The organism is Paraburkholderia sp. EG286B, from assembly GCF_040965655.1.
In the GTDB taxonomy this organism is placed as follows: Bacteria; Pseudomonadota; Gammaproteobacteria; order Burkholderiales; family Burkholderiaceae; genus Paraburkholderia.
The window spans coordinates 513,950-540,782 of the sequence record NZ_JBFRCF010000001.1 but is presented as its reverse complement, the minus strand read 5'-3'; the positions used below and the strand labels follow the sequence as shown (position 1 = coordinate 540,782).

At 65.1% G+C, this 26,833-nt stretch carries 23 protein-coding genes and 1 tRNA gene; 16 read left to right on the top strand and 8 right to left on the bottom strand.

The features are described 5' to 3' along the window. Positions 1-155 precede the first annotated feature (155 nt). Entirely contained in the window at positions 156-563 is a 408-nt protein-coding gene (locus AB4Y42_RS02575) for a hypothetical protein (protein WP_028202960.1), read from the bottom strand. A 214-nt stretch (positions 564-777) separates the two neighbouring features. Between AB4Y42_RS02575 and AB4Y42_RS02570 the strand changes: the two genes are divergently transcribed. Next, positions 778-2,304 carry an AMP nucleosidase gene (locus AB4Y42_RS02570; RefSeq protein WP_368689319.1) on the top strand — a complete coding sequence of 509 codons (1,527 nt, stop codon included), beginning with the start codon at positions 778-780 and terminating at the stop codon, positions 2,302-2,304. A 102-nt stretch (positions 2,305-2,406) separates the two neighbouring features. Here AB4Y42_RS02570 and AB4Y42_RS02565 read toward each other — a convergent pair whose 3' ends face one another. Both AB4Y42_RS02565 and AB4Y42_RS02560 read right to left on the bottom strand, forming a co-directional pair. Next, positions 2,407-2,934 carry a chromate transporter gene (locus AB4Y42_RS02565; protein WP_368693303.1) on the bottom strand — a complete coding sequence of 176 codons (528 nt, stop codon included), beginning with the start codon at positions 2,932-2,934 and terminating at the stop codon, positions 2,407-2,409. After that, positions 2,931-3,536, bottom strand: a complete 606-nt coding sequence (locus tag AB4Y42_RS02560; protein ID WP_368689321.1) for a chromate transporter — start codon at positions 3,534-3,536, stop codon at positions 2,931-2,933. Before AB4Y42_RS02560 ends, AB4Y42_RS02565 begins: the two co-directional genes overlap by 4 nt. Before the next feature lie 100 nt (positions 3,537-3,636). On the opposite strand from AB4Y42_RS02560, the gene AB4Y42_RS02555 reads away from it, so the two are divergent. Beyond that, positions 3,637-4,563: a transcriptional regulator GcvA gene (locus AB4Y42_RS02555; protein WP_368693302.1), complete on the top strand. Its 927-nt coding sequence runs from the start codon at positions 3,637-3,639 to the stop codon at positions 4,561-4,563. An 89-nt stretch (positions 4,564-4,652) separates the two neighbouring features. Here AB4Y42_RS02555 and AB4Y42_RS02550 read toward each other — a convergent pair whose 3' ends face one another. Next, positions 4,653-5,420, bottom strand: coding sequence for a TIGR00730 family Rossman fold protein (locus AB4Y42_RS02550; RefSeq protein WP_368689323.1), 768 nt, complete (start codon positions 5,418-5,420; stop codon positions 4,653-4,655). Position 5,421: 1 nt separating this feature from the next. On the opposite strand from AB4Y42_RS02550, the gene polA reads away from it, so the two are divergent. The 3 genes from polA (at position 5,422) to AB4Y42_RS02535 (ending at position 10,822) form a co-directional block, all read left to right on the top strand. Next, the gene (polA, locus tag AB4Y42_RS02545) at positions 5,422-8,223 is read left to right on the top strand and encodes a DNA polymerase I (protein ID WP_368693404.1); all 2,802 of its coding nucleotides are present in this window, start codon (positions 5,422-5,424) and stop codon (positions 8,221-8,223) included. 254 nt (positions 8,224-8,477) lie between these two features. Continuing rightward, positions 8,478-9,854: an NAD(P)/FAD-dependent oxidoreductase gene (locus tag AB4Y42_RS02540; protein WP_368693301.1), complete on the top strand. Its 1,377-nt coding sequence runs from the start codon at positions 8,478-8,480 to the stop codon at positions 9,852-9,854. 95 nt (positions 9,855-9,949) lie between these two features. Beyond that, positions 9,950-10,822 (top strand): dienelactone hydrolase family protein, encoded by an 873-nt coding sequence (locus tag AB4Y42_RS02535; protein ID WP_368689325.1) that lies wholly within the window; start codon positions 9,950-9,952, stop codon positions 10,820-10,822. 27 nt (positions 10,823-10,849) lie between these two features. On the opposite strand, the gene AB4Y42_RS02530 is transcribed toward AB4Y42_RS02535, so the two are convergent. Together AB4Y42_RS02530 and AB4Y42_RS02525 are read right to left on the bottom strand one after the other, a co-directional pair. Next, positions 10,850-11,719 (bottom strand): sulfurtransferase, encoded by an 870-nt coding sequence (locus AB4Y42_RS02530; protein ID WP_368689326.1) that lies wholly within the window; start codon positions 11,717-11,719, stop codon positions 10,850-10,852. A 139-nt stretch (positions 11,720-11,858) separates the two neighbouring features. Next, on the bottom strand, positions 11,859-12,965 hold the full coding sequence (locus AB4Y42_RS02525) for an aromatic ring-hydroxylating dioxygenase subunit alpha (protein ID WP_368688098.1): 1,107 nt from the start codon (positions 12,963-12,965) through the stop codon (positions 11,859-11,861). A 307-nt stretch (positions 12,966-13,272) separates the two neighbouring features. Here AB4Y42_RS02525 and AB4Y42_RS02520 point away from each other — a divergent pair, with 307 nt between their 5' ends. From AB4Y42_RS02520 to folE2, 4 genes are all read left to right on the top strand, one after another. Beyond that, the gene (locus tag AB4Y42_RS02520) at positions 13,273-13,587 is read left to right on the top strand and encodes an exodeoxyribonuclease VII small subunit (RefSeq protein ID WP_368688099.1); all 315 of its coding nucleotides are present in this window, start codon (positions 13,273-13,275) and stop codon (positions 13,585-13,587) included. Then, positions 13,584-14,465 carry a polyprenyl synthetase family protein gene (locus AB4Y42_RS02515; RefSeq protein WP_368693300.1) on the top strand — a complete coding sequence of 294 codons (882 nt, stop codon included), beginning with the start codon at positions 13,584-13,586 and terminating at the stop codon, positions 14,463-14,465. Before AB4Y42_RS02520 ends, AB4Y42_RS02515 begins: the two co-directional genes overlap by 4 nt. Before the next feature lie 84 nt (positions 14,466-14,549). Then, on the top strand, positions 14,550-16,451 hold the full coding sequence (gene dxs, locus AB4Y42_RS02510; protein ID WP_368693299.1) for a 1-deoxy-D-xylulose-5-phosphate synthase: 1,902 nt from the start codon (positions 14,550-14,552) through the stop codon (positions 16,449-16,451). A 168-nt stretch (positions 16,452-16,619) separates the two neighbouring features. After that, complete coding sequence (gene folE2, locus AB4Y42_RS02505; protein ID WP_368693298.1) at positions 16,620-17,426, top strand: GTP cyclohydrolase FolE2; 807 nt, start codon at positions 16,620-16,622, stop codon at positions 17,424-17,426. A gap of 73 nt (positions 17,427-17,499) precedes the next feature. Here the strand turns inward: folE2 and tsaD are convergent, their stop codons facing one another. After that, positions 17,500-18,528: a tRNA (adenosine(37)-N6)-threonylcarbamoyltransferase complex transferase subunit TsaD gene (gene tsaD / locus AB4Y42_RS02500; protein ID WP_110386183.1), complete on the bottom strand. Its 1,029-nt coding sequence runs from the start codon at positions 18,526-18,528 to the stop codon at positions 17,500-17,502. Between the two features lie 170 nt (positions 18,529-18,698). Between tsaD and AB4Y42_RS02495 the strand changes: the two genes are divergently transcribed. The 5 genes from AB4Y42_RS02495 (at position 18,699) to dnaG (ending at position 24,025) form a co-directional block, all read left to right on the top strand. Continuing rightward, positions 18,699-19,919 (top strand): NAD(P)/FAD-dependent oxidoreductase, encoded by a 1,221-nt coding sequence (locus AB4Y42_RS02495; RefSeq protein ID WP_368693297.1) that lies wholly within the window; start codon positions 18,699-18,701, stop codon positions 19,917-19,919. A gap of 112 nt (positions 19,920-20,031) precedes the next feature. Continuing rightward, positions 20,032-21,009: a universal stress protein gene (locus tag AB4Y42_RS02490; RefSeq protein ID WP_368693296.1), complete on the top strand. Its 978-nt coding sequence runs from the start codon at positions 20,032-20,034 to the stop codon at positions 21,007-21,009. 142 nt (positions 21,010-21,151) lie between these two features. Next, positions 21,152-21,364, top strand: a complete 213-nt coding sequence (gene rpsU, locus AB4Y42_RS02485; protein WP_013434742.1) for a 30S ribosomal protein S21 — start codon at positions 21,152-21,154, stop codon at positions 21,362-21,364. 225 nt (positions 21,365-21,589) lie between these two features. After that, a complete protein-coding gene (locus tag AB4Y42_RS02480; protein WP_069261329.1) occupies positions 21,590-22,036 on the top strand; it encodes a GatB/YqeY domain-containing protein in 447 nt (148 codons plus the stop codon). Positions 22,037-22,156: 120 nt separating this feature from the next. Then, positions 22,157-24,025 carry a DNA primase gene (gene dnaG, locus AB4Y42_RS02475; protein WP_368688104.1) on the top strand — a complete coding sequence of 623 codons (1,869 nt, stop codon included), beginning with the start codon at positions 22,157-22,159 and terminating at the stop codon, positions 24,023-24,025. A gap of 36 nt (positions 24,026-24,061) precedes the next feature. On the opposite strand, the gene AB4Y42_RS02470 is transcribed toward dnaG, so the two are convergent. Next, entirely contained in the window at positions 24,062-24,286 is a 225-nt protein-coding gene (locus AB4Y42_RS02470; protein WP_368688105.1) for a hypothetical protein, read from the bottom strand. 34 nt (positions 24,287-24,320) lie between these two features. On the opposite strand from AB4Y42_RS02470, the gene rpoD reads away from it, so the two are divergent. Together rpoD and AB4Y42_RS02460 are read left to right on the top strand one after the other, a co-directional pair. Further along, entirely contained in the window at positions 24,321-26,576 is a 2,256-nt protein-coding gene (gene rpoD, locus AB4Y42_RS02465; protein ID WP_368688106.1) for an RNA polymerase sigma factor RpoD, read from the top strand. Between the two features lie 165 nt (positions 26,577-26,741). Further along, positions 26,742-26,829: transfer RNA gene (locus AB4Y42_RS02460), tRNA-Ile, on the top strand. Positions 26,830-26,833: the final 4 nt, after the last annotated feature.

Here is a 26,833-nt window from a genome sequence, read left to right as displayed (position 1 = left end):
TGGTAATGGCGGGTCGGCGAACGCTGCGAAGTGCTGCCCGAGGGGCTTGCAGGCGTGTCCGGCTCAGGCGCGATGGCCGCGGCCCGGCTCATGGGGCGGCGCACATGGCGTTGGCGCGGGCATGCCCCTTAAAGGCATGCCCGCGCCCGGATGGCTCAGTAATGCAGGTTGATCGACGGCAGGCGCGTGCTGGCCTGGCCGTTGTTGCGCACTTGCGGCGAGGTGTCGGGGTTCGCGCTCATCGTGTAGCGCGTGCCGAAGTTCGAATGCACGTTGATCTCGACGGGCTTGCCCTTGTCGCGGAACTCGGTGATTTCGGTGCCGTTCGGGCTCACTTCGTGATAGCTGGGCACGCGCGGCACGTCGTTGATATTGACCTTCGAGGTGACGCGTGCGGCCGGCTTGTTGTTGATCGCAGCCAGATCGGGCAGGCCCGCGCGTTCGTTCTCCGATTGCGCGGATTGTGCCTCGACGGCGGTCTTTGCGTCGTCGGCCGGCGCGGCCATGGCGACCCCGCTGAAAGCGAGCGTCACCGCGACGGCGGCAAGAAGGTGCGACTTCATGGTCTTTCTCCGATGGGATGCCCCAATTCTAGCAAATCCGGGCGCTTTGCCCCATGTCGCGCAAGCGCTGCGGCCCGCGCCCGGCGGGCGGTGCGCGGCGCTCGCCGCCCGTGCGTGGCGGGTGCTCCAAAAGCCCCGGGCGCGGCGAGGTCGGTCGCCAGAAAGTCGCACCTTCCGTGGTAATGTGGACCCATCAAACGGAGAGGCAACGAAGATGAACAACGATAGCTACCTGCGGCCCCTCATGACGCCGGCGCACGACTTCCCGGACGAATTCTTCGAAGACGCCGCCGACGCCGTGGCGCGCCTCTCGAGCATCTACGAAGCGAATACGTCGTTCCTGCGCGACGCGTTTGCGCGCTATCGCCGCGGCGAGGCGTTCGAGCGCCGCGTGCGCGCGTGCTATCCGTTCGTGCGCATTCGCACCAACGTCAACACGCATATCGACTCGCGCCGCTCGTATGGCTTCGTGGCGGGCCCCGGCGTGTTCGAGACGACCGTCACGCGGCCCGATCTTTTCGGCAACTACTATCGCGAGCAGTTGCGCCTCTTGGCGAAGAACCATCATGTGGCCATCGAAGTGGGCGTGTCGGATCAGCCGATTCCCGTGCACTTCGCGTTCGCCGAAGGCATCCACCTCGAAGGCGATCTCGACCGCGAGCGTCTCTTCGCCATGCGCGACGTGTTCGATACGCCCGATCTCGCGCAGCTCGACGACCGCATCGTAAACGGCACCTACGAGCCGGAGCCGGGCGAGCCGCATCCGCTTGCGCTCTTCACCGCCCCGCGCGTGGACTTTTCGCTGCACCGGCTCAAGCACTACACGGCGACGTCGCCCACGCACGTGCAGAACTACGTGCTCTACACGAACTACCAGTTCTATATCGACGAGTTCGTGAAGCTCGGCCGCGCGATGATGGCGCACACCGACGACGCCGACCTGCGCAACTATCGCAGCGAATACACCTCGTTTGTCGAACCCGGCGACGTGGTGACCTACAACGCGAACCTGGGCGAACAGGACGACGAAGGCAAGGCGCCCGCGCGCCTGCCGCAAATGCCGGCCTATCACCTCAAGCGTGCGGACGGCAGCGGCATCTCGATGGTCAACATCGGCGTGGGGCCGTCGAACGCGAAGACGATCACCGACCACATTGCCGTGCTGCGTCCGCATGCGTGGATCATGCTCGGCCACTGCGCGGGCTTGCGCAACACGCAGCGTCTGGGCGACTACGTGCTCGCGCACGGCTATGTGCGCGAGGATCACGTGCTCGATGCCGATCTGCCGCTGTGGGTGCCGATTCCGGCACTCGCTGAAGTGCAGCTCGCGCTCGAGCGTGCGGTCGCGGAGGTCACGAAGCTCGACGGCGTGGAACTCAAGCGCGTGATGCGCACGGGGACGGTGGCGAGCGTCGACAACCGCAACTGGGAGCTGCGCGATCATCGCGAGCCGGTGCAGCGCCTCTCACAGAGCCGCGCGATCGCGCTCGACATGGAAAGCGCGACCATCGCCGCGAACGGATTCCGCTTTCGCGTGCCGTACGGCACCTTGCTGTGCGTGTCCGACAAGCCGCTGCACGGCGAACTCAAGCTGCCGGGCATGGCCGATTCGTTCTATCGCGCGCAGGTCGATCAGCATTTGCAGATCGGCGTGAAGGCGATGGAGATTCTGCGCACGAATGGCCTGCACAAGCTGCATAGCCGGAAATTGCGCAGCTTTGCGGAGGTGGCGTTTCAGTAGACGCTTTATGGCTGGCTGGCGCATGGTGAGCGCCAGCCAGCCTGTCGAATTGCGCTGTTGCCTTGCATCAATTCGGATACCGAATCATTTGCCGCCGGTCGCTTACTGCCCGAACCCCGTCAACCCGATCAGACTCCCCGCGCCAAGCAGCCAAAGAGGGTGAATCTTCGTGCGAAACGCGAGCACGGCGCATACGCCGGTAATCGCCCAGGCGATCCACGAAGGATCGGAGGCTCTCGCGATCAGCACGGCGCTCGCGGCCACGAGGCCCGCCGTCACCGGCACGAGGCCCTTTTGCGCGATGCGCCGCGACGGGCGGTCCTTGAAGCGATCCCACGCATGCAGCGCGGCGATCGTGACGAGCGACGACGGCCCGAACTTCGCAATCGACGTGACCAGCATGCCTGCCCAGCCGGCCACGTGCCAGCCCACCAGCGTCACGACCATCATGTTCGGGCCCGGGGCGGCCTGGGCGAGCGCGAATAGCGCGCTGAACTCGCTCGCCGGCATCCAGTGGTGGACCTCGACGACCTGGCGCTGCATCTCGGGCAGGATCGTGTTGCCGCCGCCGAAAGCGAGCAGCGAGAGCTGGCCGAAGATCGCGGCGAGCGCAACGAGTGTGGCGCTCATCGCGAGCCTCCTTCCTTGCGCGCCGCGCGGGCCGCGAGCGCGATGCCGATCGGCGTGAGCACGAGCATGGTGGGCAAGAGCGGCGTGCGCAGCACGGCGATGGCCACGAAGCCGAGCGCGGCGACGACGGCCGCGGCGGGATCGCGCCGCAGCGGCAGCACGATTTTCAGCGCCATCGAGACGAGCAGCCCGGCGGCAGCCGCGGCGAGCCCGACGAACAGATGCCGCACATGCGGGTCGTCTTGCGTGCGCTCGTAGAGCACGCCGAGCCCGATCACGACGAGCGACGGACCCGCGATCAGGCCGAGGATGCCGGCGAGCGCGCCGCGCCATCCATGGAAACGCATGCCGAGCGCGACCGAGAGATTGATGACGTTGCCGCCCGGCAAGAACTGGCAGAGGCCGAGCAGATCGGTGAACTCGCTGGCGGTGAGCCAGCGGCGCTGCTCGACGATGGTGCGGCGCGCCAACGGCAGTGCGCCGCCGAACGACGTGAAGCCGAGACCGAGAAAGCCGAGGAACAGATCGCGTACCGTCGGCGTATGCAGGCCGTCGTCCGTGCCATGTCCGGCTGCGGCGGGCGAGGAGATGGGTTGTTTCATGAATGGAAGGGACCTCTGAGGCAAGTTCGGAGATTAAGCCCATTCGCGCGCGCGGCAAAACGATTTCTATGGCGCGCTCTTGTGATCTACACTCACAAGCATGGCACGCTCCCTTCCTCCCTTTCCCGCGCTGCGCGCGTTCGAAGCCGCCGCGCGGCACAACAGCTTCTCTGCCGCGGCGGGCGAACTCAATGTGACTCACGGTGCCATCAGCCGGCAGGTGGCCGCGCTCGAGGCGTGGGTCGGCGTGCAGGTGTTTCACCGGCACGGCAAGCGGGTCGCGCTGACCGAGGACGGGCGGCGCTACCTCGCCGCCGTGCAGTCGGCATTCGACGACATCGCGCGCGCAACCAGCCAGCTGCGCGACACAGGCGTGGTGCACGTGCTGCGCGTGAGCGCGCTGCCTACCTTCGCGATGAAATGGCTGCTGCCGAGGCTCTCGCAGTTTCAGCGGCTCGCGCCGAACGTCGAGTTGCGCCTGTCCACCTCGAACGCCCCGGTCGAGACGCTCGAAGGCTTCGACGTGGCCGTACGGCGCGGTCCGGCCCACTGGCGCGACTGCGAGGCCGGTCATTTTCTCGACGAGATGGAACTGCCGGTGTGCAGTCCGGCGCTGCTCAAACGCGCGCCGATTCATCAGGCGAGCGATCTGGCGCGCCACGTGCTGCTGCATTCGGACACGCGGCCCGATGCGTGGCGCACCTGGCTCGCGGCCGCAGGCGTGAAAGCCAAATGCCGCAAGAAGCAGTCGTTCGACCACTTCTATCTGGCCTTGCAGGCCGCCGTGGATGGTCTGGGTGTCGCGCTCGGCCCGCTGCCGCTGCTCGACGACGAGCTCGCGTCGGGGCGGCTCGTCACCCCGCTCGCGGGGCCGCATCTCGACGCGCGCGGCTACTGGTGGGTGGCGCGCCGCGAGGTGGCGCAAGCGCCGCTCGTCGTGCAGTTTTGCCGCTGGCTGGAGGAGCAGGCGAGCGCGCGGGCGCCGCTCGGTGCATCCGGCGTGCCCGCAAGCGCGGAGAAAGCATGAGGGGAGTGATGCGCTGAGGCGCGAGCGGTGCGCAGGCCTACGGAAACGTCAACCGCAGGCCATCCGCACGCCGCGCCGCAAGCGGTGCATCAGAGATAGAACATCCGGTCTTCGTCGGAGTCGCGGTCGCGGCGCGCCGGGTGTTCCTTGCCGGTATCTTCGGCGGTGTCCGCATCTTCGTAGAACTTGAGAACGGCTTCGAGCACCTGGTCCGGGTCGTCGATCACCTGCATCAAATTCATGTCTTCGGGATTGATGAGGCCCATGGGCACGAGCGCCGAGCGGAACCAGTCGAGCAGGCCCTTCCAGAATGCGGCGCCCACCAGAATGATGGGCACGTGACGCGATTTTTTCGTCTGGATGAGCGTGAGCACCTCGGCCAGTTCGTCGAGCGTGCCGAAGCCGCCGGGCATGACGATCACGGCGTCCGAGTTCTTCACGAAGGTGACCTTGCGCGTGAAGAAATGGCGGAAGCGCAGCGAGATGTCCTGCCACTGGTTGCCCGACTGCTCGTGCGGCAACTCGATGTTCAGGCCCACGGAAGGCGACTTGCCCGCATGCGCGCCCTGGTTCGCGGCTTCCATGATGCCGGGGCCGCCGCCGGAGATCACGGCGAAGCCCGCATCGGACACCTTGCGCGCGATGGTGGTGGCGAGCTGGTAGTACTCCGACTCCGGTTTCAGGCGGGCGGAACCATAGATGCTGACCGCTGGCCGGATCTCGGACAGGTACTCGGTCGCCTCGATAAACTCTGCCATAATCGTGAACATCTGCCACGATGCGCGCGCCTTCTTGGCCGTCGCGCGCTCTTGATCTGCGAGTGAACGCAGACTCGGAATCACTTTTCTCTTGTCCATAATGCCTGAAGAACTACGCGTGGAAACGAAGCTACAAAATGAGCTGGAAGGTAAGACCCTGTTGCTGGTCGACGGTTCTAGCTATCTCTATCGGGCCTTCCATGCGATGCCGGATCTGCGCGGTCCTGATGGCGAACCCACGGGCGCGCTATACGGCATCATCAACATGCTGCGTCGCATGCGCAAGGACGTTACGGCAGAGTATAGCGCGTGCGTGTTCGATGCAAAGGGCAAGACGTTCCGCGACGACTGGTACCCCGAGTACAAGGCCAACCGGCCTTCCATGCCCGAGCCGCTCGCTGCACAAATCGAGCCCATTCACACGGCCGTGCGCGCGCTCGGCTGGCCGCTCCTGATGATCGAAGGCGTGGAGGCCGACGACGTGATCGGCACGCTCGCGCATCAGGCCGAGAAGCTCGGCATGAAGGTCATCGTTTCCACGGGCGACAAGGACCTCGCGCAGCTCGTGACGGACCACGTCACGCTCATCAACACGATGACGAATGAAACGCTCGATCGCGAAGGCGTGATCGCGAAGTTCGGCGTGCCGCCGGAGCGCATCATCGATTATCTCTCGCTCATCGGCGACACCGTCGACAACGTGCCGGGCGTGAACAAGTGCGGCCCGAAAACGGCGGTCAAGTGGCTCGCGCAATACGACTCGCTCGACGGCGTGATCGCGCATGCGGATGAAATCAAGGGCGCTGTGGGCGGTTATCTGCGCGACGCGCTCGACTTCCTGCCGATGGCGAGAAAGCTCGTCACGGTGGAAACGGCTTGCGATCTCGCGCCGCATCTCGAGTCGATCGAAGCGTCGCTCGCCACGCGAGCCGAAGCGCGCGAAGAACTGCGCGATATCTTTGCGCGCCACGGCTTCAAGACCTGGCTGCGCGAAGTCACCGAAGCGAGTCAGCAGAGCGAGACGGTGCCCGCCGCAACCAAAGGCGACGTACCTGAAAAAGACGCGAACGTGCAGCCCGCGCTGTTCGTCGATGCCCCGCGCCATTACGAAACGATCCAGACGTGGCCGCAGTTCGACACGTGGCTCAAGCGGATCGAAGCCGCCGAAATCACTGCGTTCGACACCGAGACCACGGCGCTCGATCCGATGGTCGCGAAGCTCGTCGGCATGTCGTTCTCGACGGAACCCGGTGTGGCCGCCTATTTGCCGCTTGCGCATCGCGGCCCGGACGCGCCCGATCAACTGCCGCAGGACGAAGTGCTTGCGCGCCTGAAGCCGTGGCTAGAAAGCGGGAAGCACAAGAAAGTCGGCCAGCACATGAAGTACGACGAGCAGGTGCTCGCGAACTACGGCATCGAGCTGAACGGCGTGGAGCATGACACGCTGCTCGAGTCGTATGTGCTCGAATCGCATCGCAGCCACGACATGGACAGCCTCGCGCTGCGCCATCTGGGCATCAAGACGATCAAGTACGATGAGGTGGCGGGCAAGGGCGCGCAGCAGATTGGCTTCGACGAAGTCGCGCTCGACAAGGCCGCCGAATACGCTGCCGAAGACGCCGACGTCACGCTGCAACTGCATCGCGCGCTCTATCCGCAGATCGCGCCCGAGAAGGGCCTCGATTACGTGTATCGCCACATCGAGCTGCCCACGTCGCGCGTGCTGCGCAAGATGGAGCGCAACGGTGTGCTGATCGACAGCGAAAGGCTCGAAAAGCAGAGCGCGGAAATTGCGGTGCGGCTCATCGCGCTCGAAGAGGAAGCGTATGCGCTCGCGGGCGGCGAATTCAACCTGGGCTCGCCCAAGCAGATCGGCCAGATCTTCTTCGAGAAGCTGCAACTGCCGGTCGTGAAGAAAACGCCGAGCGGCGCGCCTTCCACCGACGAAGAAGTGCTGCAAAAGCTCGCCGAGGATTACCCGCTGCCCAAGATCCTGCTCGAGCATCGCGGGCTTGCCAAGCTCAAGTCCACGTACACCGACAAGCTGCCGCGCATGGTGAATGCGCAAACGGGCCGCGTGCACACGAACTACGCGCAGGCGGTGGCGGTCACGGGCCGTCTTGCGTCGAACGATCCGAATCTGCAGAACATCCCCGTGCGTACGGGCGAAGGCCGGCGCATTCGCGAGGCGTTCATCGCGCCGCCGGGGCACAAGATCGTTTCCGCCGACTACTCGCAGATCGAACTGCGCATCATGGCGCATATCTCGGGCGACGAGTCGCTGCTCGCGGCGTTCGCGCGCGGCGACGACATTCACCGCGCCACGGCTTCCGAGGTGTTCGGCGTCACGCCGCTCGAAGTGAGCGCGGACCAGCGGCGCATCGCCAAGGTCATCAATTTCGGCCTGATTTACGGCATGAGCGCGTTCGGGCTCGCATCGAATCTCGGCATTACGCGCGACGCGGCGAAGCTTTATATCGACCGCTATTTCGCGCGCTATCCGGGCGTGGCGCGCTACATGGACGAAACGCGCATGGACGCGAAGTCGCGCGGCTATGTGGAGACCGTCTTCGGCCGCCGTCTGTGGCTGCCCGAGATCAACGGCGGCAACGGTCCGCGCCGCCAGGCCGCCGAGCGCGCCGCCATCAACGCGCCCATGCAAGGCACGGCCGCCGACCTCATCAAGCTTTCCATGGTCGCGGTGCAGAAGTGGCTCGACGAACGCAAGATCGGCACGAAGATGATCATGCAGGTGCACGACGAACTCGTGCTCGAAGTGCCGGGCGGCGAACTCGCCGAAGTGCGCAAGCGCTTGCCCGAACTGATGTGCTCGGTGGCGCAGCTCAAGGTGCCGCTCGTCGCCGAAGTGGGCGTGGGCGAGAACTGGGAAGAGGCGCATTGAAGACGATGTAGTGCTTAGTGAAGCTCTACTAAGTACATACTGAATGCGCTGTGCCGCAAAAGCCGTAACCAGGATGTAACTGCGCGCGCGCGATAAGGCAAGCCTCGCGTGCGTGATGTCGCGAATGCGCGCCGCAAGGGTTGCCGCCGCGCGCTCCGTCAGCCGACAATGATTTGATTGAAGGCCGGTGCCTCGCAAGTCATGTTGTCGATGCATCGGCCTTTCTATCGCCTTTCGACATGCACGGAGAGTCTATGCATCGCTTTATCGTTGTGGGAGGAGGCGCAGGCGGGCTGGAACTGGCAACACGGCTCGGCGATCGTTACGGCGAAGCGCGCGCGAAGCGGGGCAAGCCGCAGGCGGCATCGATCACGCTGGTCGACCGCAATCCAACGCATATCTGGAAACCGCTCCTGCACGAAGTCGCGGCGGGCAGCATGGATCCGTTCACGCATCAGCTCGAATATCCGGCGCAGGCGCGCTGGCACGGCTTCGAGTTCCAGCAGGGCGAGCTGATCGGCCTCGACCGTGCGGCGAAGCGCATCACGCTCGGGCGCGTGCTCGACGAAGACGGCGCGGAAATGCTGCCCGAGCGCGTGCTCGAATACGACACGCTCGTGCTCGCGATCGGCAGCACGACGCACTTTTTCGGCGTGCCGGGCGCGGCCGAGAATTCCATCGCGCTCGACACCGTCGAGCAGGCCGAGCGCTTTCGCAAGCGCCTGATCGCTGCGTGCATGCGTGCCGAACATCAGGCGCCCGAAAGAGTCGCGGTGGAGGTGACGGCGGACGACCTCGCGCCGGCCATGAACGCCGGCGCCGAGCCGCGCGTGCAGGTGGCGATCATCGGCGCGGGCGCGACGGGCGTCGAGCTTTCCGCCGAGCTGCGCAACACCGCGCAGGTGCTGTCGGCCTATGGATTGCACAAGCTCGATCCGCGCCACGACGTGGGCATCGTGCTGATCGAGGCGGGCCCGCGCATCCTGCCCGCGTTGCCCGAGCGCGTGTCGTCGGCGACGGGCGAGCTGCTGCAAAAGCTCGGCGTGAAGCTGCTCACGAGCGAACGGGTGATCGAAGTGGCGCCTGGCGTCGTGCGCACCGCGAGCGGCAAGAACCTGCGCGCGGACCTCACGGTCTGGGCCGCGGGCATCACCGCGCCGGCCGTGCTGTCGCGGCTCGACGGCCTCACCGTCAACAAGCTCGGCCAGCTGATCGTGCGCCGTACGCTGCAAACGGAACTCGATGACAACATCTTCGCGCTCGGCGACTGCGCGGCCTGCGAATGGCCGGGCCACGAGCGCGGTGTGCCGCCGCGCGCGCAAGCCGCGCATCAGCAGGCCACTTTCCTGTTCAAGTCGCTGGGCAATCTGCTCGCCGGCAAGCCGCTCGAGGAGTTCACCTATCGCGACTTCGGCTCACTGGTGTCGCTCGGCCACTTCAGCGCGGTCGGCAATCTGATGGGCGGGCTGATCGGCGGGAATATGTTGATCGAAGGATTGTTTGCCCGTTTCATGTACATGTCGCTGTACCGGCTGCACATCGCGGCGCTGCACGGCTACGCGCGCATGGTGCTCGATACCTTCGCGCACTGGCTGCGCCGCACGACGTTGCCGCGCGTGAAGCTGCACTAGGCGGCTGCACTGAGCGTCTGCATCGAGCGGTGCTTGTGTCCGGGGCGCGGCGCCATTCCGCCTGTTTCCGCTGTTTGATCTTCAAGGAGCGTTGCATGCTGAAACCCGAAGTCGATAGCCTCGTCCCGCACGTACCGTTCGATCGGCGCACCTTCATCAAGGCGGCGCTCGGCAGCGGATTCGCCGCTGCCGTGCTGCCCGTCTCCGCGCAAACCATCCACACCGACAGCGAAGGCCTCGAAGCCGGCGAGATCGGCTTCCAGTCGGGCGGCACGCTCGTCCCGGCGTATCGCGCGCAGCCGCGCGGCAAGACGCACTTGCCGGTGATCATCGTGATTCACGAGATCTTCGGCGTGCACGAGCATATCGCCGATGTGTGCCGCCGCTTTGCGAAGCTCGGCTATCTGGCCATCGCGCCGGACTTCTTCGTGCGCCAGGGCGATGCCTCGGTGTACCCGACGGTGCAGCAAATCAGCGAGAACATCGCGAGCAAGGTGCCCGATGCCCAGGTGCTCGGCGACATCGATGCGGCGCTTGTCTGGGCCGGCGAGCACGGTGGCGATCTGAAGCGCGTGGGCGTCAATGGCTTCTGTTGGGGCGGGGTCTACACGTGGCTCTATGCCGAGCACAATCCGCGCATCAAGGCGGCGGTTTCCTGGTATGGCCGCGTGGCGGGCGCGCACACGGAAAATTCGCCGCAAAATCCGCTCGATCTCGCGGGCAATCTGCAGGTGCCGGTACTCGGCATGTATGGCTTGCAGGACAACAGCATTCCGCAGGACACGCTCGAGCAGATGAAGGCCGCCATCGCGCAGGGCCCGCAGGGCGGGCGCGGCTCGCAAATCGTCGTGTACGACGACGCGGGCCACGCGTTCTTCGCGGACTACCGGCCGAGCTATCGCAAGGCCGATGCGGAAGACGGCTGGAAGCGCGCGATTGCCTGGTTCAAGGAGCACGGCGTGGTGTGACGCCGTGCCCGCTTCCGGATTCCCGGCTCAGGGGTTGGGGCCAGTCGCGACCGGCCGCGACGCGTCGGCGCTCCATTCGCTCCACGAACCGGGATAGAGCGCCGCGCCGTGCAGGCCGGCAATCTCCATCGCGAGCGCATTGTGGCAGGCGGTCACGCCCGAGCCGCATTGCAGGACCACGTGTTCGGGCGCGATGCCCGGCAGCACCGCCGTGAAATCCTCACGCAGCGCATGCGCCGACTTGAAGCGGCCATCCGGCGTGAGATTGTCCTGATAAAACCGATTGCGCGCGCCAGGAATATGGCCGCCCACCGGGTCGATCGTTTCGTTCTCGCCGCGATAGCGGTCGGCGGCGCGCGCGTCGACGACCGTGAGTTCGTGCGTCGCGAGATTGCGGACGATGGCCTGGGCGTCCACCGTCACCTGCAGCGGCGCGCCGGCCTTGAAAGTGCCGCGCGCGGGCGTGGGCACGTCGCGCACGAGCGGGAAGCCCGCCGCCTCCCACGCCTTGAGGCCGCCGTCGAGCACGGCCACCGAGTCGTGGCCGAGCCAGCGCAGCAGCCACCATAGGCGCGCGGCGTAGGCGCCGCCTTGCGCGTCGTAGGCCACGACCTGCTGGCCTTCGTTGAGCCCGCGCAGCAACAGCGTGGCGACGAGCGCCGAGCGGTCGGGCAGCGGATGGCGGCCGTTCTTGCCGGTCTTCGGGCCCGAGAGGTCGCGGTCCAGATGCAGGTATTGGGCGCCCGGCAGATGGCCCAGCGCATAGCCGTTCTCACCCGCGGCGGGGTTGGCGAGATCGAAGCGGCAGTCGAAAACCAGCACGCTGCCCGGCGCGGCGGTCAGGCGTTCGTGCAGATTGGCGGCCGAGATCAGCGTGGTGTAGTGCGTGTGGGGCATGACGGCTCCTTGATTCGTGCAAGGCCGCCCTCTCTCGCTATGCGACGGCCCGGTGCCGTCAGTCTAAACAAAAAGACGGGCCTAAGCCCGTCTTTCCGTGATGCGTTCGCGCTGCCCGACGCCGGCGCCAGGCCGCGCGTCAGATCGATCCCAGCTCGCGGCGCAGAAACTCGTGGAAGTGCTGCATGCCGTCTTCCATCGGGCTCTGATACGGGCCGACTTCGGAAACGCCGCGCTCGAACAGCGCCCGGCGGCCAGCGTCCATGCGCTCGGCGATCTCGTCGTCTTCGACGGCGGTTTCCATATAGGCGGCGCGCTCGGCCTCGACGAACTCGCGCTCGAACAGCGTGATTTCCTCGGGGTAATAGAACTCGACGATGTTGGTCGTTTTCTGCGTGCCCTGCGGGATGAGCCACGAGACCACGAGCACGTGCGGATACCACTCGATCATGAGATTCGGGTAGTACACCATCCAGATCGCGCCGAACTCGGGCGGCACGCCGTTGCGAAAGCGCAGGACTTCGTCGTGCCACTTGCGGTACGTCGGGCTGCCCGGCTTGCCGAGGTGCTTGTGCACGCCGACCGTCTGCACGCTATACCACTCGCCGAACTCCCACTGGAGGTCGTCGCACGAGACGAAGTTGCCGAGGCCCGGGTGGAACGGCACGACGTGATAGTCTTCCAGATAGACCTCGATGAAGGTCTTCCAGTTGTAGTTGCACTCGTGCACCTCGACGTGATCGAACAGGTAGTCCGTGAAGTCGAGGTGTTTCGCCGGCCCAAGGCGCGCGAGATCGCGCGCGACGTCGCGGCCCGCGGATTCGAACAGCAGCCCGTTCCACTTCTGGAGCGGCGAGCTGTTCAGGTTCAGACACGGCTTGTCCGCGAAGTGCGGTGCGCCGAGCAGTTCGCCCTTGAGGTCATAGGTCCAGCGATGCAGCGGACATACAATGTTGTCTGCCGTGCCGCGACCGTTTAGCATGATGGCCTGGCGATGCCGGCACACGTTCGAGAGCAGCTCGATTTCGTTGCTCTTGTTGCGAACGAGCACGCGGCCTTCTTTTTCGCCGGGCAACGCAAAATAGTTTCCCGCCTCGGGCACCATGAGTTCGTGCCCGACGTAGCGAGGACCTTTCTGGAAAAGCGTGTCGATTTCGCGCTTGAGTAGCGCTTCGTCAAAATAAGCGGTGACTGGCAGCTGGCTGTGGATAGACTTCAGCTGCAATGCATTGCTCAGATTGGACATTCCCACTCCCGATGAAGACGTGAAAGCAGTGAACAACCCAACCATCGAAGATTCGATTTAGGGAGCCGGCGATTATACCCGGTTACCCCGTCATGGGGTAGCTAAGTGACTGATTTTTGCCAAAATTACACCGGAAAGACGGCAGGAATTCAGGAAATATGAGACAAAGGCACGGGTAATCGGGCCTTCTGGAACCGATTTGTACTGGCCCCGAGCGTGTGGTCGAGAGGGTACACAAGCCGGGGAGCGGGTCGAAAGGGACCTTTTGCCGTAGAATGTCCGCCTTGTTTCATTCTGGCGACGACTCATGGCGAAATCCGCATCGAAAGACCGCGCTGGCGCGGGCGAAAGCGCAGCCGGGCTGGCCGAGGGCGAAGCCCTGCCCGAGAGCTACGAGGCGGCGCTGGCGGAGCTCGACGGGCTCGTTGCACGCATGGAAGGCGGCAGCCTGAGCCTGGAAGAATCGCTTGCAGCCTACCGCCGTGGCGCGGCGCTCGTGCGCTTTTGCCAGCAGCAGCTCGAAAAGGTTGAACAACAGGTGCGCGTGCTCGACGGCGAGACGCTGCGGCCCGTGCCCCTCAATACGACAGACTCCGCAGCGGGCGGAGACGACGATCTATGACATTTGACCAATGGACCCGGCAGGTACTCGACCGGGTCGAAAGCGCGCTCGATCACTATTTGCCGGCTGCCGACGTGCTGCCGGCGCCGCTGCATGACGCCATGCGTTATGCCGTGATGGGCGGCGGCAAGCGGGTGCGTCCGCTCCTGTGCCACGCGGCGGGCGAACTCACGAACGCCACGCCGGAAGCGCTCGACGCGGCGGCCTGCGCGCTCGAAATGATCCACGTCTACTCGCTCGTGCACGACGACATGCCGTGCATGGACGACGACGACATGCGTCGCGGCAAACCCACCGTACACGTCAAATATGACGAACCGACGGCGCTGCTGGTGGGCGATGCGCTGCAGTCGCAAGCCTTCGTCACGCTGACCTCGGAAGTGCTCGGTGCCCAGCACCAGGCATCGCTCGTGCGCGAACTCGCGCTGGCCAGCGGCTCGATCGGCATGGCCGGCGGCCAGGCCATCGACCTCGCGAGCGTCGGCCATTCGCTCACCCGCGAGCAGCTCGAAACGATGCACCGCCTGAAGACCGGCGCGCTTCTGCGCGCCGCGGTCCGCATGGGCGCGCTGGCGGGCGAGACGCCTTCGGCGCAAAGCCTTGCCGCGCTCGACAAATACGCGGCGGCCGTGGGTCTCGCTTTTCAGGTGGTGGACGACATTCTCGACGTCACCGCCGACTCCGCAACGCTCGGCAAGACCGCTGGCAAGGACGCGAAGGACGGCAAGCCGACCTACGTGTCGATTATCGGTCTTGATGCCTCGCGTGCGCTCGCGCAGCGGTTGCGCGCCGACGCGCACGCGGCGCTCGAACCGTTCGGCGCGCGCGCTCAGCGCCTCGCCGAACTCGCTGACCTGGTGGTGAACCGGGTGAGCTGACCGCGCAACCCGCCCACGCGCATGAAACGGAAGTAATGCGCAGAAAAAGTGCGGGAGCGCCAGTTTTCCTACAATGGAACGACGATGTACGACTTGCTGAAAACCATTGACGACCCGGCGGATTTGCGCCGCCTTGATCGCCGCCAGTTGCAACCGCTTGCCGACGAACTGCGTGCCTTCGTTCTCGAAAGCGTCTCGCAGACGGGCGGCCACCTGTCGTCCAACCTCGGTACGGTCGAACTGACGATCGCGCTGCACTACGTGTTCGACACGCCGCGCGACCGCATCGTCTGGGACGTGGGCCATCAGACCTATCCGCACAAGATCCTGACGGGCCGTCGCGACCAGATGTCGACGCTGCGCCAGCTCGGCGGCATTTCGGGCTTCCCGAAACGCGACGAGTCGCCGTACGACACGTTCGGCACCGCGCACTCGAGCACGTCGATTTCGGCGGCGCTCGGCATGGCTGTGGCGAGCAAGCTCAAGGGCGACAACGCCATGGGCATCGCCGTGATCGGCGACGGCGCGATGACGGCCGGCATGGCCTTCGAGGCACTGAACAACGGCGGCGTGGAAGACGATGTGCCGCTGCTCGTCATCCTCAACGACAACGACATGTCGATTTCGCCGCCGGTGGGCGCGCTCAATCGCCATCTCGCGCGCCTCATGTCGGGCCGCTTCTACGCCGCAGCACGCGCGGGCGTGGAGCGCGTGCTGCGCCATGCGCCGCCGGTGCTGGACCTCGCGCGCAAGCTCGAAGAGCACGCGAAGGGCATGATCGTGCCGGCTACGCTGTTCGAGGAATTCGGCTTCAACTACATCGGGCCGATCGACGGCCACGATCTGGATTCGCTGATCCCGACGCTGCAGAACATCAAGGAACTGCGCGGCCCGCAATTCCTGCACGTCGTGACGAAGAAAGGCCAGGGCTACAAGCTCGCCGAAGCCGACCCGGTCCTGTATCACGGTCCCGGCAAGTTCAACCCGGCCGAAGGCATCAAGCCGTCGACTACGCCCGCCAAGAAGACCTACACGCAGGTGTTCGGCGAATGGCTGTGCGACGCGGCTGAACTCGATTCGCGCGTGATTGGCATTACGCCGGCCATGCGTGAAGGCTCGGGCCTCGTTGAGTTCGAAAAGCGCTTCCCGGATCGCTACTACGACGTCGGTATCGCCGAGCAGCACGCAGTCACGTTCGCGGGCGGCATCGCGGCAGAAGGCTTGAAGCCCGTGGTCGCAATCTATTCGACGTTCCTGCAGCGCGCGTATGACCAGCTGATTCACGACGTGGCGCTGCAGAACCTGCCGGTTGTGTTCGCGATCGACCGCGCGGGTCTCGTTGGCGCGGACGGCGCAACGCACGCGGGCGCGTACGATCTCGCGTTCATGCGCTGCATTCCGAACATGATGATCATGGCGGCGTCGGACGAAAACGAATGCCGCCAGATGCTCTACACGGCGCTCCAGCAGGACTGCCCGACGGCCGTGCGCTACCCGCGCGGTGCGGGCACGGGCGTGGCGACCGTCAAGCAGATGGCCGCGCTGCCGGTGGGCAAGGGCGAAGTCCGCCGCGAGAGCAAGGCGCCGGCAGGCAGCCGTATCGCGATCCTCGCGTTCGGCACAATGGTTGCGCCGTCGCTCAAGGCCGCCGAGGAACTGGACGCCACCGTGGCGAACATGCGCTTCGTGAAGCCGCTCGACGCGGACCTCGTGAAGCAGCTCGCCGAAACGCACGACTACCTCGTGACCGTCGAGGAAGGCTGCATCATGGGCGGCGCCGGTTCGGCCTGCGTGGAAGCCCTCCTTGAAAGTGGGGTTATCAAGACCGTACTACAATTGGGCCTCCCCGACCGCTTCATCGACCACGGCGACCCGGCGAAGCTGCTGGCGGGCTGTGGGCTCGACGCAGCAGGCATCGCGAAATCGATTCGCGAGCGCTTTCTCGACAAGGCAGTGTCCGGCAAGTCGGTGATGCGCGTTGCCTGAGGTCGATTGAGATCGCGATAGTTTGATTGGTGCGTTGCCCTCGCGGCAGCCCAATTCACATTTGAACTGGCGGGCGGGTTTCCTACCCGGCTTTCCGCCAGCAAACGCCGGCTCATGCCGGCGTTTGTTATTTGCGCGCCGCCTATGGCGCGGCTTGAGGATAAGAACATGAATCAGATGAACCCGGCCTTCGTGATGCCGGACGTCCAAAGCTCCGTCGATACCCGTCAGATCGTGATCCAGCGCGTCGGCGTGAAGGCCGTGCGCCATCCGCTCACGGTGAAGACGGCCGCGGGCGACGTCCAGCCGAGCGTCGGCACGTGGAATCTCGACGTTCATCTGGCGGCCGACCAGAAGGGCACGCACATGTCGCGCTTCGTCGCGCTGCTCGAAGAGAACAAGGCGCCGCTCGAACCCGCCACGTTCCGCGCGATGCTGGCCGCGATGGTCGCGAAGCTCGAATCGCAGGCGGGCCGTATCGAAGTGACGTTCCCGTACTTCGTGAAGAAAGTGGCGCCGGTGTCGGGCGTGGAAAGTCTGCTGGACTACGAAGTGACGCTCACGGGCGACGTGCGCAACGGACAGACGCGCCTGTTCCTCAAGGTGCTCGTGCCCGTGACGAGCCTGTGCCCGTGCTCGAAGAAGATCTCGCAGTACGGCGCGCACAACCAGCGCTCGCACGTGACGATGAACGTCGAGTTCGAAGGCGACCTGCCGGTGGAAGACCTCGTTCGCATCGCCGAACAAGAGGCGTCGTGCGAGCTGTGGGGCCTGCTCAAGCGTCCGGACGAGAAGTTCGTGACCGAGCGCGCGTATGAGAACCCCAAGTTCGTCGAAGACCTCGTGCGCGACGTCGCCGTGCGGCTGAACGCCGATGCGCGCGTGATCGCCTATACGCTCGAAGCCGAAAACTTCGAGTCGATCCACAATCACAGCGCCTACGCCGTGATCGAGCACGACAAGCGCGCCGCGTAAAGCGGGCCGCACAGGTTGCGCCGTCAACAAAACGCCCCTGGGCGGCTTTTTTGCTTCTGCGGCGGCAAACGGCTTACTGCTGCGCGAGCGAGGTCAGATCCCAGCGCGGCTTCACCGTGAACGCGTAGTCGCGCGTGGCCTGCTCGGGCCAGCGCGCGAGGCGCAGCGCGCCCGCGAGCGCGATCATCGCGCCGTTGTCGGTGCACAGCGACAGGTCCGGGTAATGCACCTCGAAGCCGCGCTTTTGCGCCGCCGCCGAAAGCGTCTCGCGCAACTGCTTGTTCGCGCCCACGCCGCCCGCCACCACGAGGCGCTTCATCTTCGTGCGCTTGAGCGCGGCGAGCGATTTCGCGGCCAGCACCTCGACGGCTGCATCGACGAAACCGCGCGCGATGTCGGCCTTGCCCTGCTCGCAGATGTTCGTGCCGAGTTTCTTCACTTGCGTGAGCACAGCCGTTTTGAGGCCGCTGAAGCTGAAGTCGAGATCGCCCGAATGCAGCATCGGACGCGGCAGTTCGACCGCGCCCGGCGTGCCGAACTCGGCGAGGCGCGAGACTTCCGGGCCGCCCGGATAGCCGAGGCCGAGCAGCTTGGCCGTTTTGTCGAAGGCTTCGCCGGCGGCGTCGTCGAGCGTCTCGCCGAGGGTTTCGTAGACGCCCACGTCGGTCACGCGCATGAGTTGCGTATGGCCGCCCGACACGAGCAGCGCGACGAACGGAAACGGCGGCGGCGCATCGACCAGCAGCGGCGAAAGCAGGTGCCCTTCGAGGTGGTGAATCCCCACGGTCGGCCGGTTCCAGGCCATGGCGAGCGCATTGGCGATGCTCGCGCCCACGAGCAGCGCGCCGGCGAGGCCGGGGCCTTGCGTGAAGGCGATGGCGTCGATGTCGCTTTTCGCCGCGCCGCTCTTCGCGAGCACTTCTTCGAGCAGCGGCAGCGCGCGGCGGATATGGTCGCGCGAGGCCAGCTCCGGCACGACGCCGCCGTACTCGCGGTGCATGGCGATCTGCGAGTGCAGCGCGTGCGCGAGCAGGCCGCGCTCGCTGTCGTAGAGCGCGAGGCCGGTTTCGTCGCAGGAGCTTTCGATGCCGAGAACGAGCATGATGTGGGGCAGGGCAACGGCATTGCGCGGCACGAGCCCGCCAAAAACCGTCGCTAAATCAAGAATTAACAGAACATAAAAGTATAGCAGCGTGCGTCGAAGCCGGTTGAGGGCGGCAAGCGGCGCTCCCCGCGGACAAGCCCCGCCGCCGCGCAGGTAGAATGCGCGCCATGGAATCTTTCGACATCGCCGTGATCGGCGCAGGGGCGGCCGGCATGATGTGCGCGGCGGTGGCGGGCCAGCAGGGCCGCCGCGTGGCGCTGATCGACCACGCGCCGCGCCTCGCGGAAAAAATCCGCATCTCGGGTGGGGGGCGCTGCAACTTCACGAACCTGCAGGCGAGCCCGGCCAACTATCTCTCTCACAACCCGCATTTCTGCCGGTCGGCGCTGGCGCGCTACACGCCGCGCGACTTCCTCGCGCTGCTGCGCCAGCATCGCGTGACCTGGCACGAAAAGCACAAGGGCCAGCTTTTCTGCGACCAGTCGAGCGAGGCGATCATCGACGTCCTGCGCGCCGAGTGCGACGCGGGCCAGGTGGCGTGGCGCCGGCCGCTGCCGGTGGAAGCGGTGAGCCACGCCGACGGCGCGGGCTTCACGCTCGGCACGCCACAGGGCGAGATCCGCGCGAAAGCGCTGGTGATCGCGACGGGCGGCCTGTCGATCCCGAAGATCGGCGCAACCGACTTCGCGTATCGCATCGCGAAGCAGTTCGGCCACAAGCTCATCGACACGCGCCCCGCGCTCGTGCCGCTCACGTTCGCGCAGGACGAGTGGGCGCCCTATGTGCCGCTCGCGGGCGTTTCGCTCGAAGTCCACGTGGCGACGGGCGAGCGCAAGACCGGCGGCGCGTTCGACGAGGACCTGCTCTTCACGCATCGCGGTCTTTCCGGTCCCGGCGTCCTGCAGATTTCGAGCTTCTGGCAGCCGGGCCAGCCGATCCGCGTGAACCTGCTGCCCGAGCACGATCCGGGGGCGGCGCTGATCGAAGCCAAGGGCGCGACGAAACGCCAGATCGGCAACCTGCTCGCCGAGTGGGTGCCGTCGCGCCTCGCACACGTGTGGCTGGAGGCGCATCAGGTGAAGGCCGACGCGCGGATCGCCGATCTGCCCGATAAAACGCTGCGCAAGATCGGCGAAGGGCTCGCCCAGTGGACGCTCACCCCCACGGGCACCGAAGGCTACAAGAAGGCCGAAGTCACGCGCGGCGGCGTGGACACGCGCGAACTCTCGTCGGCGACGATGATGAGCCAGCGCGTGCCGGGCCTCTATTTCATAGGCGAAGCCGTGGACGTGACGGGCTGGCTCGGCGGCTACAACTTCCAGTGGGCTTGGGCCTCGGGCGTCGCGGCCGGGGAAGCCGCCGCCGAATATTCGCTGGGCGCTGGCTGATTTTCTGACCGATACGCCGTGCCGAATCTCTCGCGGTTGACCCTTGTCATTGTTGGCTCGGCGTCCGAGGTTCACGCTTGAATGCCTGACCCACGAGGAAAAGGTACGAAACGTGAATCGAGAGGAACAGCAGCACAGCGTGCAAATGCGCGGGCCCCTGCGGCGAATCATGATTGCCGTGGACGATTCGAAGGCATCGACGCAGGCACTGCGTTTCGCGTCGCGCGTGGTGCCGCGCGACGCCCAGGTGCGTATCGTCTGCGCGGCCGAACAGCCGGATGCGTGGAATGCGGGCGGCGCTTACACCGCGGGCGATGCGTGGATGACGGGCGCGCTCAACGCGGCGCGCGACGAATATCTCCACGCCGCCGAGCGCACGCTCGAGCACGCGATGTCGGCGTTCAACGGACAAGTCGCGCTGGTCGAAGGGCAGGTGGTCGGTCTGTCCGCCGAAGCAGGCGCTGTCGTGCCTGCGCTCGCCAATGCGGCGCGCGACTGGCAGGCCGACATGCTGGTCGTCGGCACGCGGCACCAGGGGCGCATGAAGCGCTGGGTCGACGGATCGGTTTCGGGCGCGCTCGCGGTTTGCGCGCCTTGCCCGCTGCTGGTCGTGCCCGTGGAGTACGAAGAAACGAACGGTCACGCGCCGCTCGCCCGCATTCTGGTGGCGACGGACGGCAGCCCGGCCTCGGCGCAGGCGATCGACGCGGCGTTGCGGCTGGCCGAGCCGCAAGCCACGTTGCGCGCGGTTTATGTCGTCGATCGCAGCAGCGTGGCCGGCGACCCGGTGCCCGGTTCGGTGCTGGAAGATGCGCTCGCCGACCTCGGGCGCAAGGCGCTGGCCAGCGCACACACGCAGCTCGACGTGTCAGGCCGCGCCTATGAAACGGCGCTCGTGGCCACCGGGCGCATGCGCGACGACGTTGCCCACGCCGTGTTGCGCGAAGCGCGGGACTGGCAGGCCGATCTCGTCGCGCTCGGCACGCAGGGCCGGCGGGGTGTCGCGCGCTGGCTGCTCGGCAGCGTCGCCCAGCGCGCCATCGAGATCACGCATGTGCCGTTGCTGCTGGTCGGGCCGGGCGCTGCCTGATGCTGCGCAGCCCCGCCGGGGAAGGCTCTGCGGGCGGTCGGTGCGGCTGCCGGAATTGGGGTTTCCCCCCAAACCGGCACGCGATGCGCAAATCCGGAACTGCTATACTCAATCTTCTTTACCCCCGATCCGTTATTGGAAAATGACGACCATCCGCGTAAAAGAAAACGAACCCTTTGAAGTCGCCATGCGCCGCTTCAAGCGCACGATCGAGAAGAACGGTCTCCTGACCGAGCTTCGCGCGCGCGAGTTCTACGAGAAGCCCACGGCTGAACGCAAGCGCAAGAAGGCGGCGGCGGTGAAGCGCCACTTCAAGCGTCTGCGCAGCCAGATGTTGCCGAAGAAGCTGTACTGATTCCGGCGTAGCCGTGGCGCGTGGCCGCGCAGTTCCAGCGTGGGCCTCGCGTAGATTTCGCGGCAACGTGGACAGCCGGTCCGCGGCCTCTGATTTCATCGCGCAACGCGGCCGCCGCTGTCCTCTGGTGTGGTCGCAACCATGTCGAATTTGCGCCAACCCGCCTGGAAGCGTTTCCAGGCGGGTTTTTGCATTCCAGCAACCCCAACGTATTTCAGGTGAGTGATGAGTCTCAAAGACCAGATCAACGACGACATGAAAACCGCGATGCGTGCGCGCGAAAGCGAACGCCTCGCCACGATTCGTCTGCTGCTCGCCGCTATCAAGCAACGTGAAGTCGACGATCGTGTGACGCTCGACGACGCGGGCATCACGGCCGTCATCGACAAGATGATCAAGCAGCGCAAGGACTCGATCAGCCAGTTCGAGGCCGCGGGCCGCACCGATCTCGTCGAGAAGGAGGCCGCCGAGCTGGTCGTCCTGACCGCCTACATGCCCGCGCAGCTCTCGGACGCCGAGATCGCCGCCGAAGTGCAGGCCGCCGTCGCCCAGGTGGGCGCAGCCGGTCCGCAGGACATGGGCAAGGTGATGGGCGTGCTCAAGCCGAAGCTGGCCGGGCGCGCCGACATGACGGCCGTTTCCGGGCTCGTCAAAGCCGCGCTCTCGAAGTAAGCGCACCCGGCTCGCACGCGGCGCCGGCCCGGCCCAGGGCGACGCCGCGAGGCCCGTACGTCACGCGTATGTCACGTATAGGGCCGCGCGAGCCCCGGCTGCTCAAGCGCGCTCGCTTCGATGATTCCGCATTCGTTCCTGCAAGACCTGCTGAACCGCGTCGATATCGTCGACGTGGTGGGTCGCTACGTGCAGCTCAAGAAGGGCGGCGCGAACTTCATGGGCTTGTGTCCGTTCCACAACGAGAAGAGCCCTTCGTTCACGGTTAGTCCAACCAAGCAGTTCTATCACTGCTTCGGCTGTGGCGCGCACGGCACCGCCATCGGCTTCCTCATGGAGCACGCCGGACTGACTTTCCCTGAAGCCGTCGAGCAACTCGCCCAGTCGGTCGGCCTGACCGTGCCGCAAGAGCCTTCGCCCATGCGCGGCGGCGGCGGCGCGGGCGGCTATGCGCCGGCAGCCTCGAAGGCCGTCACCACCGCGCTCTCCGATGTCATGCAGACCGCCTGCGACTACTACCGCAAGCAGCTGCGCAGCGCGACCAACGCCATCCAGTACCTCAAGAAGCGCGGCCTCACGGGCGAAATCGCCGCGCGCTTCGGCCTCGGCTACGCGCCCGATGGATGGCAGAACCTCGAATCTGCGTTTGCCAATTATCGCGACGATGCGCTGGTCGAGGCGGGCCTCGTGATCGTCAGCGAAAAGCAGGACGCGCAAGGCCAGGCGCGCCGCTACGACCGCTTCCGCGACCGCGTGATGTTCCCGATCCGCAACGTGAAGGGTCAGGTCATCGGCTTTGGCGGCCGCGTGCTGGACGGCGGCGAGCCGAAGTATTTGAATTCCCCGGAAACGCCGCTATTTAACAAGGGCAGCGAACTGTACGGATTGTTCGAGGCGCGCCTCGCGATCCGGGAACAGCGCTATGTTCTGGTGGTCGAGGGGTATATGGATGTCGTCGCGCTCGCGCAGCTGGGTTTCCAGAACGCCGTGGCGACGCTCGGCACCGCGTGCACGCCGATCCACGTGCAGAAGCTCATGCGTCAGACCGACACGGTGATCTTCAGCTTCGACGGCGACTCGGCGGGCCGCCGCGCCGCGCGCCGTGCGCTCGACGCGTGCCTGCCGCACGCGGCCGATAACCGCACGATCCGCTTCCTGTTCCTGCCCCAGGAGCACGACCCCGACAGCTATGTGCGCGAATTCGGCGCCGAGGCGTTCTCGGAGCAGGTCGAGCGGGCCATGCCGCTGTCCCAGTTCATGCTCAACGAGGTGCTGGCGGACAAGGAACTGGACCAGCCGGAAGGGCGCGCCCGGGCGCTGTTCGACGCAAAGCCGCTGCTGCAGCAGCTGCCGGCGAACGCCCTGCGGGCGCAGATCATGCACATGTTCGCGGACCGCCTGGACGTGCCGTTCGAGGAAGTGGCCGCGCTGTGCGAAGTCGACGCGCGCATTGCCCAGGCGGCGCGCCAGGCGCCCGCACGCAAGGACCGGCACCTTGTGACCGGTATCGAGCGCAAGGCGCTGCGCAACCTCGTGATGCATCCGCGCATCGTGCTGCAACTGGAAGAAGAGGCCGAAAAAGCGCTGATTGGACTGACGCGCCACGGCGAGCTGTTCGAGGAAGTGACTACTCACGCGCGGGCGCTGGGCGACTCGGCGGAATTTCAGCTCCTTTCGGACCTGCTGAGAAATGGGGCCAATGCTCCAACCTTCGAGGAGATTTTTCGCGAAATTCTGGACTATGATGAAAACGTTCGGGATTTGCTGATGAAAAATCCGGAAGATGGCGCTGCAGTAGAGGAGCGCCGCGAGCAGGAGCGGCTCGTGAGCGAAGAATTGACGGCGGCAATCCTGAAAATGCGGTACGACGCCTGTTGCGATCGCCTGGACGCGCTTTCGCGGCAGTCGCGACATACGCCTGAGGAACTTGCCGAATTGATGTCACTGAATCAGACGCGGGCTGACATGAAACGTCAGCTCGGTTTGTAAGGGAAGGACCGCACAGGGGGATTATTGCCCTGCGTGCTAAAATAACAGGTTTTCAGCGGTTTGTTTTTGTTTTTTCCGGGTGGGCATAATGGGTTGGGGTAATCCGTGAATGTCCAGTTTTCCAGCAAGGGGCGGAATGGCAATGGCAAAGACTACAGGCGGAAAAAAGGCAACAGGCAAGGGCTCGACGGAGCCGACCAGCAAGGTCACAGAGGCCACAGTTGCCAGTTCTTCCGCCCGGTCGTCGGGCAGTGAGTCCACCAACCGTTCTGAACCGGCTACCCGGAAGAGGTCGATGACTGTTTCGGCTGCGCGAGCAGCGCCTGTCCGTGCGGCGAAAGCCGCTACGCAGCCGGCAACGAAGCGGTCCGGTTCGAGAAGTGCAAGGGAAGTGCCTGCCGTCGAGGACGATGCGGCAGAGCGCGAGGCTCAAGCATCCACGGTTCAAGAGGCTGTTGTCCAGCAGCCGCGAGTCGAGACACTAGCCGGTACGGCGAACTCCATGACGAAAAAGCTGAATGAAGTACCCGTCGATGACGACGCAAACCAGAGCGAAGACAGCACCCCCGCCGCGGGCAAGGTCGAAAAGACCACCCGCGCGCGCGACCGGCGAGCGAAGGAAAAGGCGCTGCTGAAAGACGCATTTGCGTCGTCGCAGCCCGGCACCGTCGAGGAGCTCGAGGAGCGCCGCACGAAGCTGCGTGCGCTCATCAAGCTCGGCAAGGAGCGCGGCTTCCTCACCTATGCGGAAATCAACGATCACCTTCCGGACAACTTCACGGAAACCGAGGCGATCGAAGGCATCATCAGCACGTTCAACGACATGGGCGTGGCCGTCTACGAGCAGGCGCCCGACGCCGAAACGCTGCTGCTCAACGACAACGCGCCCAACGCTTCCTCGGACGACGAAGTGGAAGAGGAAGCGGAAGTCGCGCTCTCCACCGTCGACTCCGAATTTGGCCGCACGACCGACCCGGTGCGCATGTACATGCGCGAAATGGGCACGGTCGAGCTCCTCACGCGCGAGGGCGAAATTGAAATCGCCAAGCGCATTGAAGACGGCCTCAAGCACATGGTCATGGCGATCTCCGCCTGCCCGACCACCATTGCCGACATCCTCGCCATGGCCGAACGCGTGGCGAACGACGAGATTCGCGTGGACGAGCTCGTCGACGGCCTGATCGATCCGAACGCCGAAGACACCGACGGCTTCAACGCCAAGGAAGCGGAAGAGATCGAGAACGAGGACGAAGAGGAAGAGGCCGAAGAGGAAGAAGAAGAGGAGGAGGAAGAGGACGACGGCGCGGCGCAGGCGACGGCCAATGCGGCGCAGCTCGAAGCCCTCAAGCGTGCCTCGCTCGAAAAGTTCGCGCTCATCAGCGAGTGGTTCGACAAGATGCGCCGCGCGTTCGAGAAGGAAGGCTACAAGTCGAAGTCTTACCTCAAGGCGCAGGAAACCATCCAGAACGAGCTGATGTCGATCCGCTTCACGGCGCGTACGGTCGAGCGCCTGTGCGACACGCTGCGTGCGCAGGTGGACGAAGTGCGCCAGGTCGAACGCCAGATTCTTCACACGGTCGTGGACAAGTGCGGCATGCCGCGCTCGGAGTTCATCGCGCGTTTCCCGGGCAATGAAACCGACCTCGAATGGTCGGAGAAGATTGTCGGCGAGAGCCATGTGTATAGCGGCATCCTTTCGCGCAACATTCCGGCCATCCGCGAACAGCAGCAGCGCCTGCTCGATCTGCAGGCGCGCGTGGTGCTGCCGCTCAAGGACCTGAAGGAAACTAACCGCCAGATGGCGGCCGGTGAACTCAAGGCGCGCCAGGCGAAGCGCGAGATGACCGAGGCGAACCTGCGTCTCGTGATCTCGATTGCGAAGAAGTACACGAACCGTGGCCTGCAGTTCCTCGACCTGATCCAGGAAGGCAACATCGGCCTGATGAAGGCGGTGGACAAGTTCGAATATCGTCGCGGCTACAAATTCTCGACCTACGCGACGTGGTGGATCCGTCAGGCCATCACGCGCTCGATCGCGGACCAGGCCCGCACGATCCGCATTCCGGTTCATATGATCGAAACGATCAACAAGATGAACCGCATTTCGCGGCAGATCCTGCAGGAAACCGGTCTCGAGCCGGATCCGGCAACGCTCGCAGAGAAGATGGAAATGCCGGAGGACAAGATCCGCAAGATCATGAAGATCGCGAAGGAGCCGATCTCCATGGAAACGCCGATCGGCGACGACGACGATTCGCATCTGGGCGACTTCATCGAGGACAACAACACGGTGGCGCCTGCCGACGCCGCGCTGCACGCCTCGATGCGCGATGTCGTCAAGGACGTGCTCGACTCGCTCACGCCGCGCGAGGCGAAGGTGCTGCGCATGCGCTTCGGTATCGAAATGAGCACCGATCACACGCTCGAAGAGGTGGGCAAGCAGTTCGACGTGACGCGCGAACGCATTCGCCAGATCGAAGCGAAGGCGCTGCGCAAGCTGCGCCACCCGAGCCGTTCGGACAAGCTCAAGTCGTTCCTTGAAGGGAATTGAGTTTGATTAGTTTTAATGCACAGAAGTCATGTGCAAGATGGCCAGGCCGACCCGCTTTCGTGTAGTATGTCGGCCTGTCGTCGAAAAGCCCGGCCTTTGGGTAGACCGGGCTTTTTTGTTGATACGTCATCGTTGTTTCGTTGTCGCTACGCCTCGTAGCTTCGTGGGCCGGACGCCGTGTTGGTTGCAGGCAGCGGACTCATAATCCGCCTCCGAAAGGACGTCGTGGGTTCGAACCCCACCCGGCCCACCAAGGG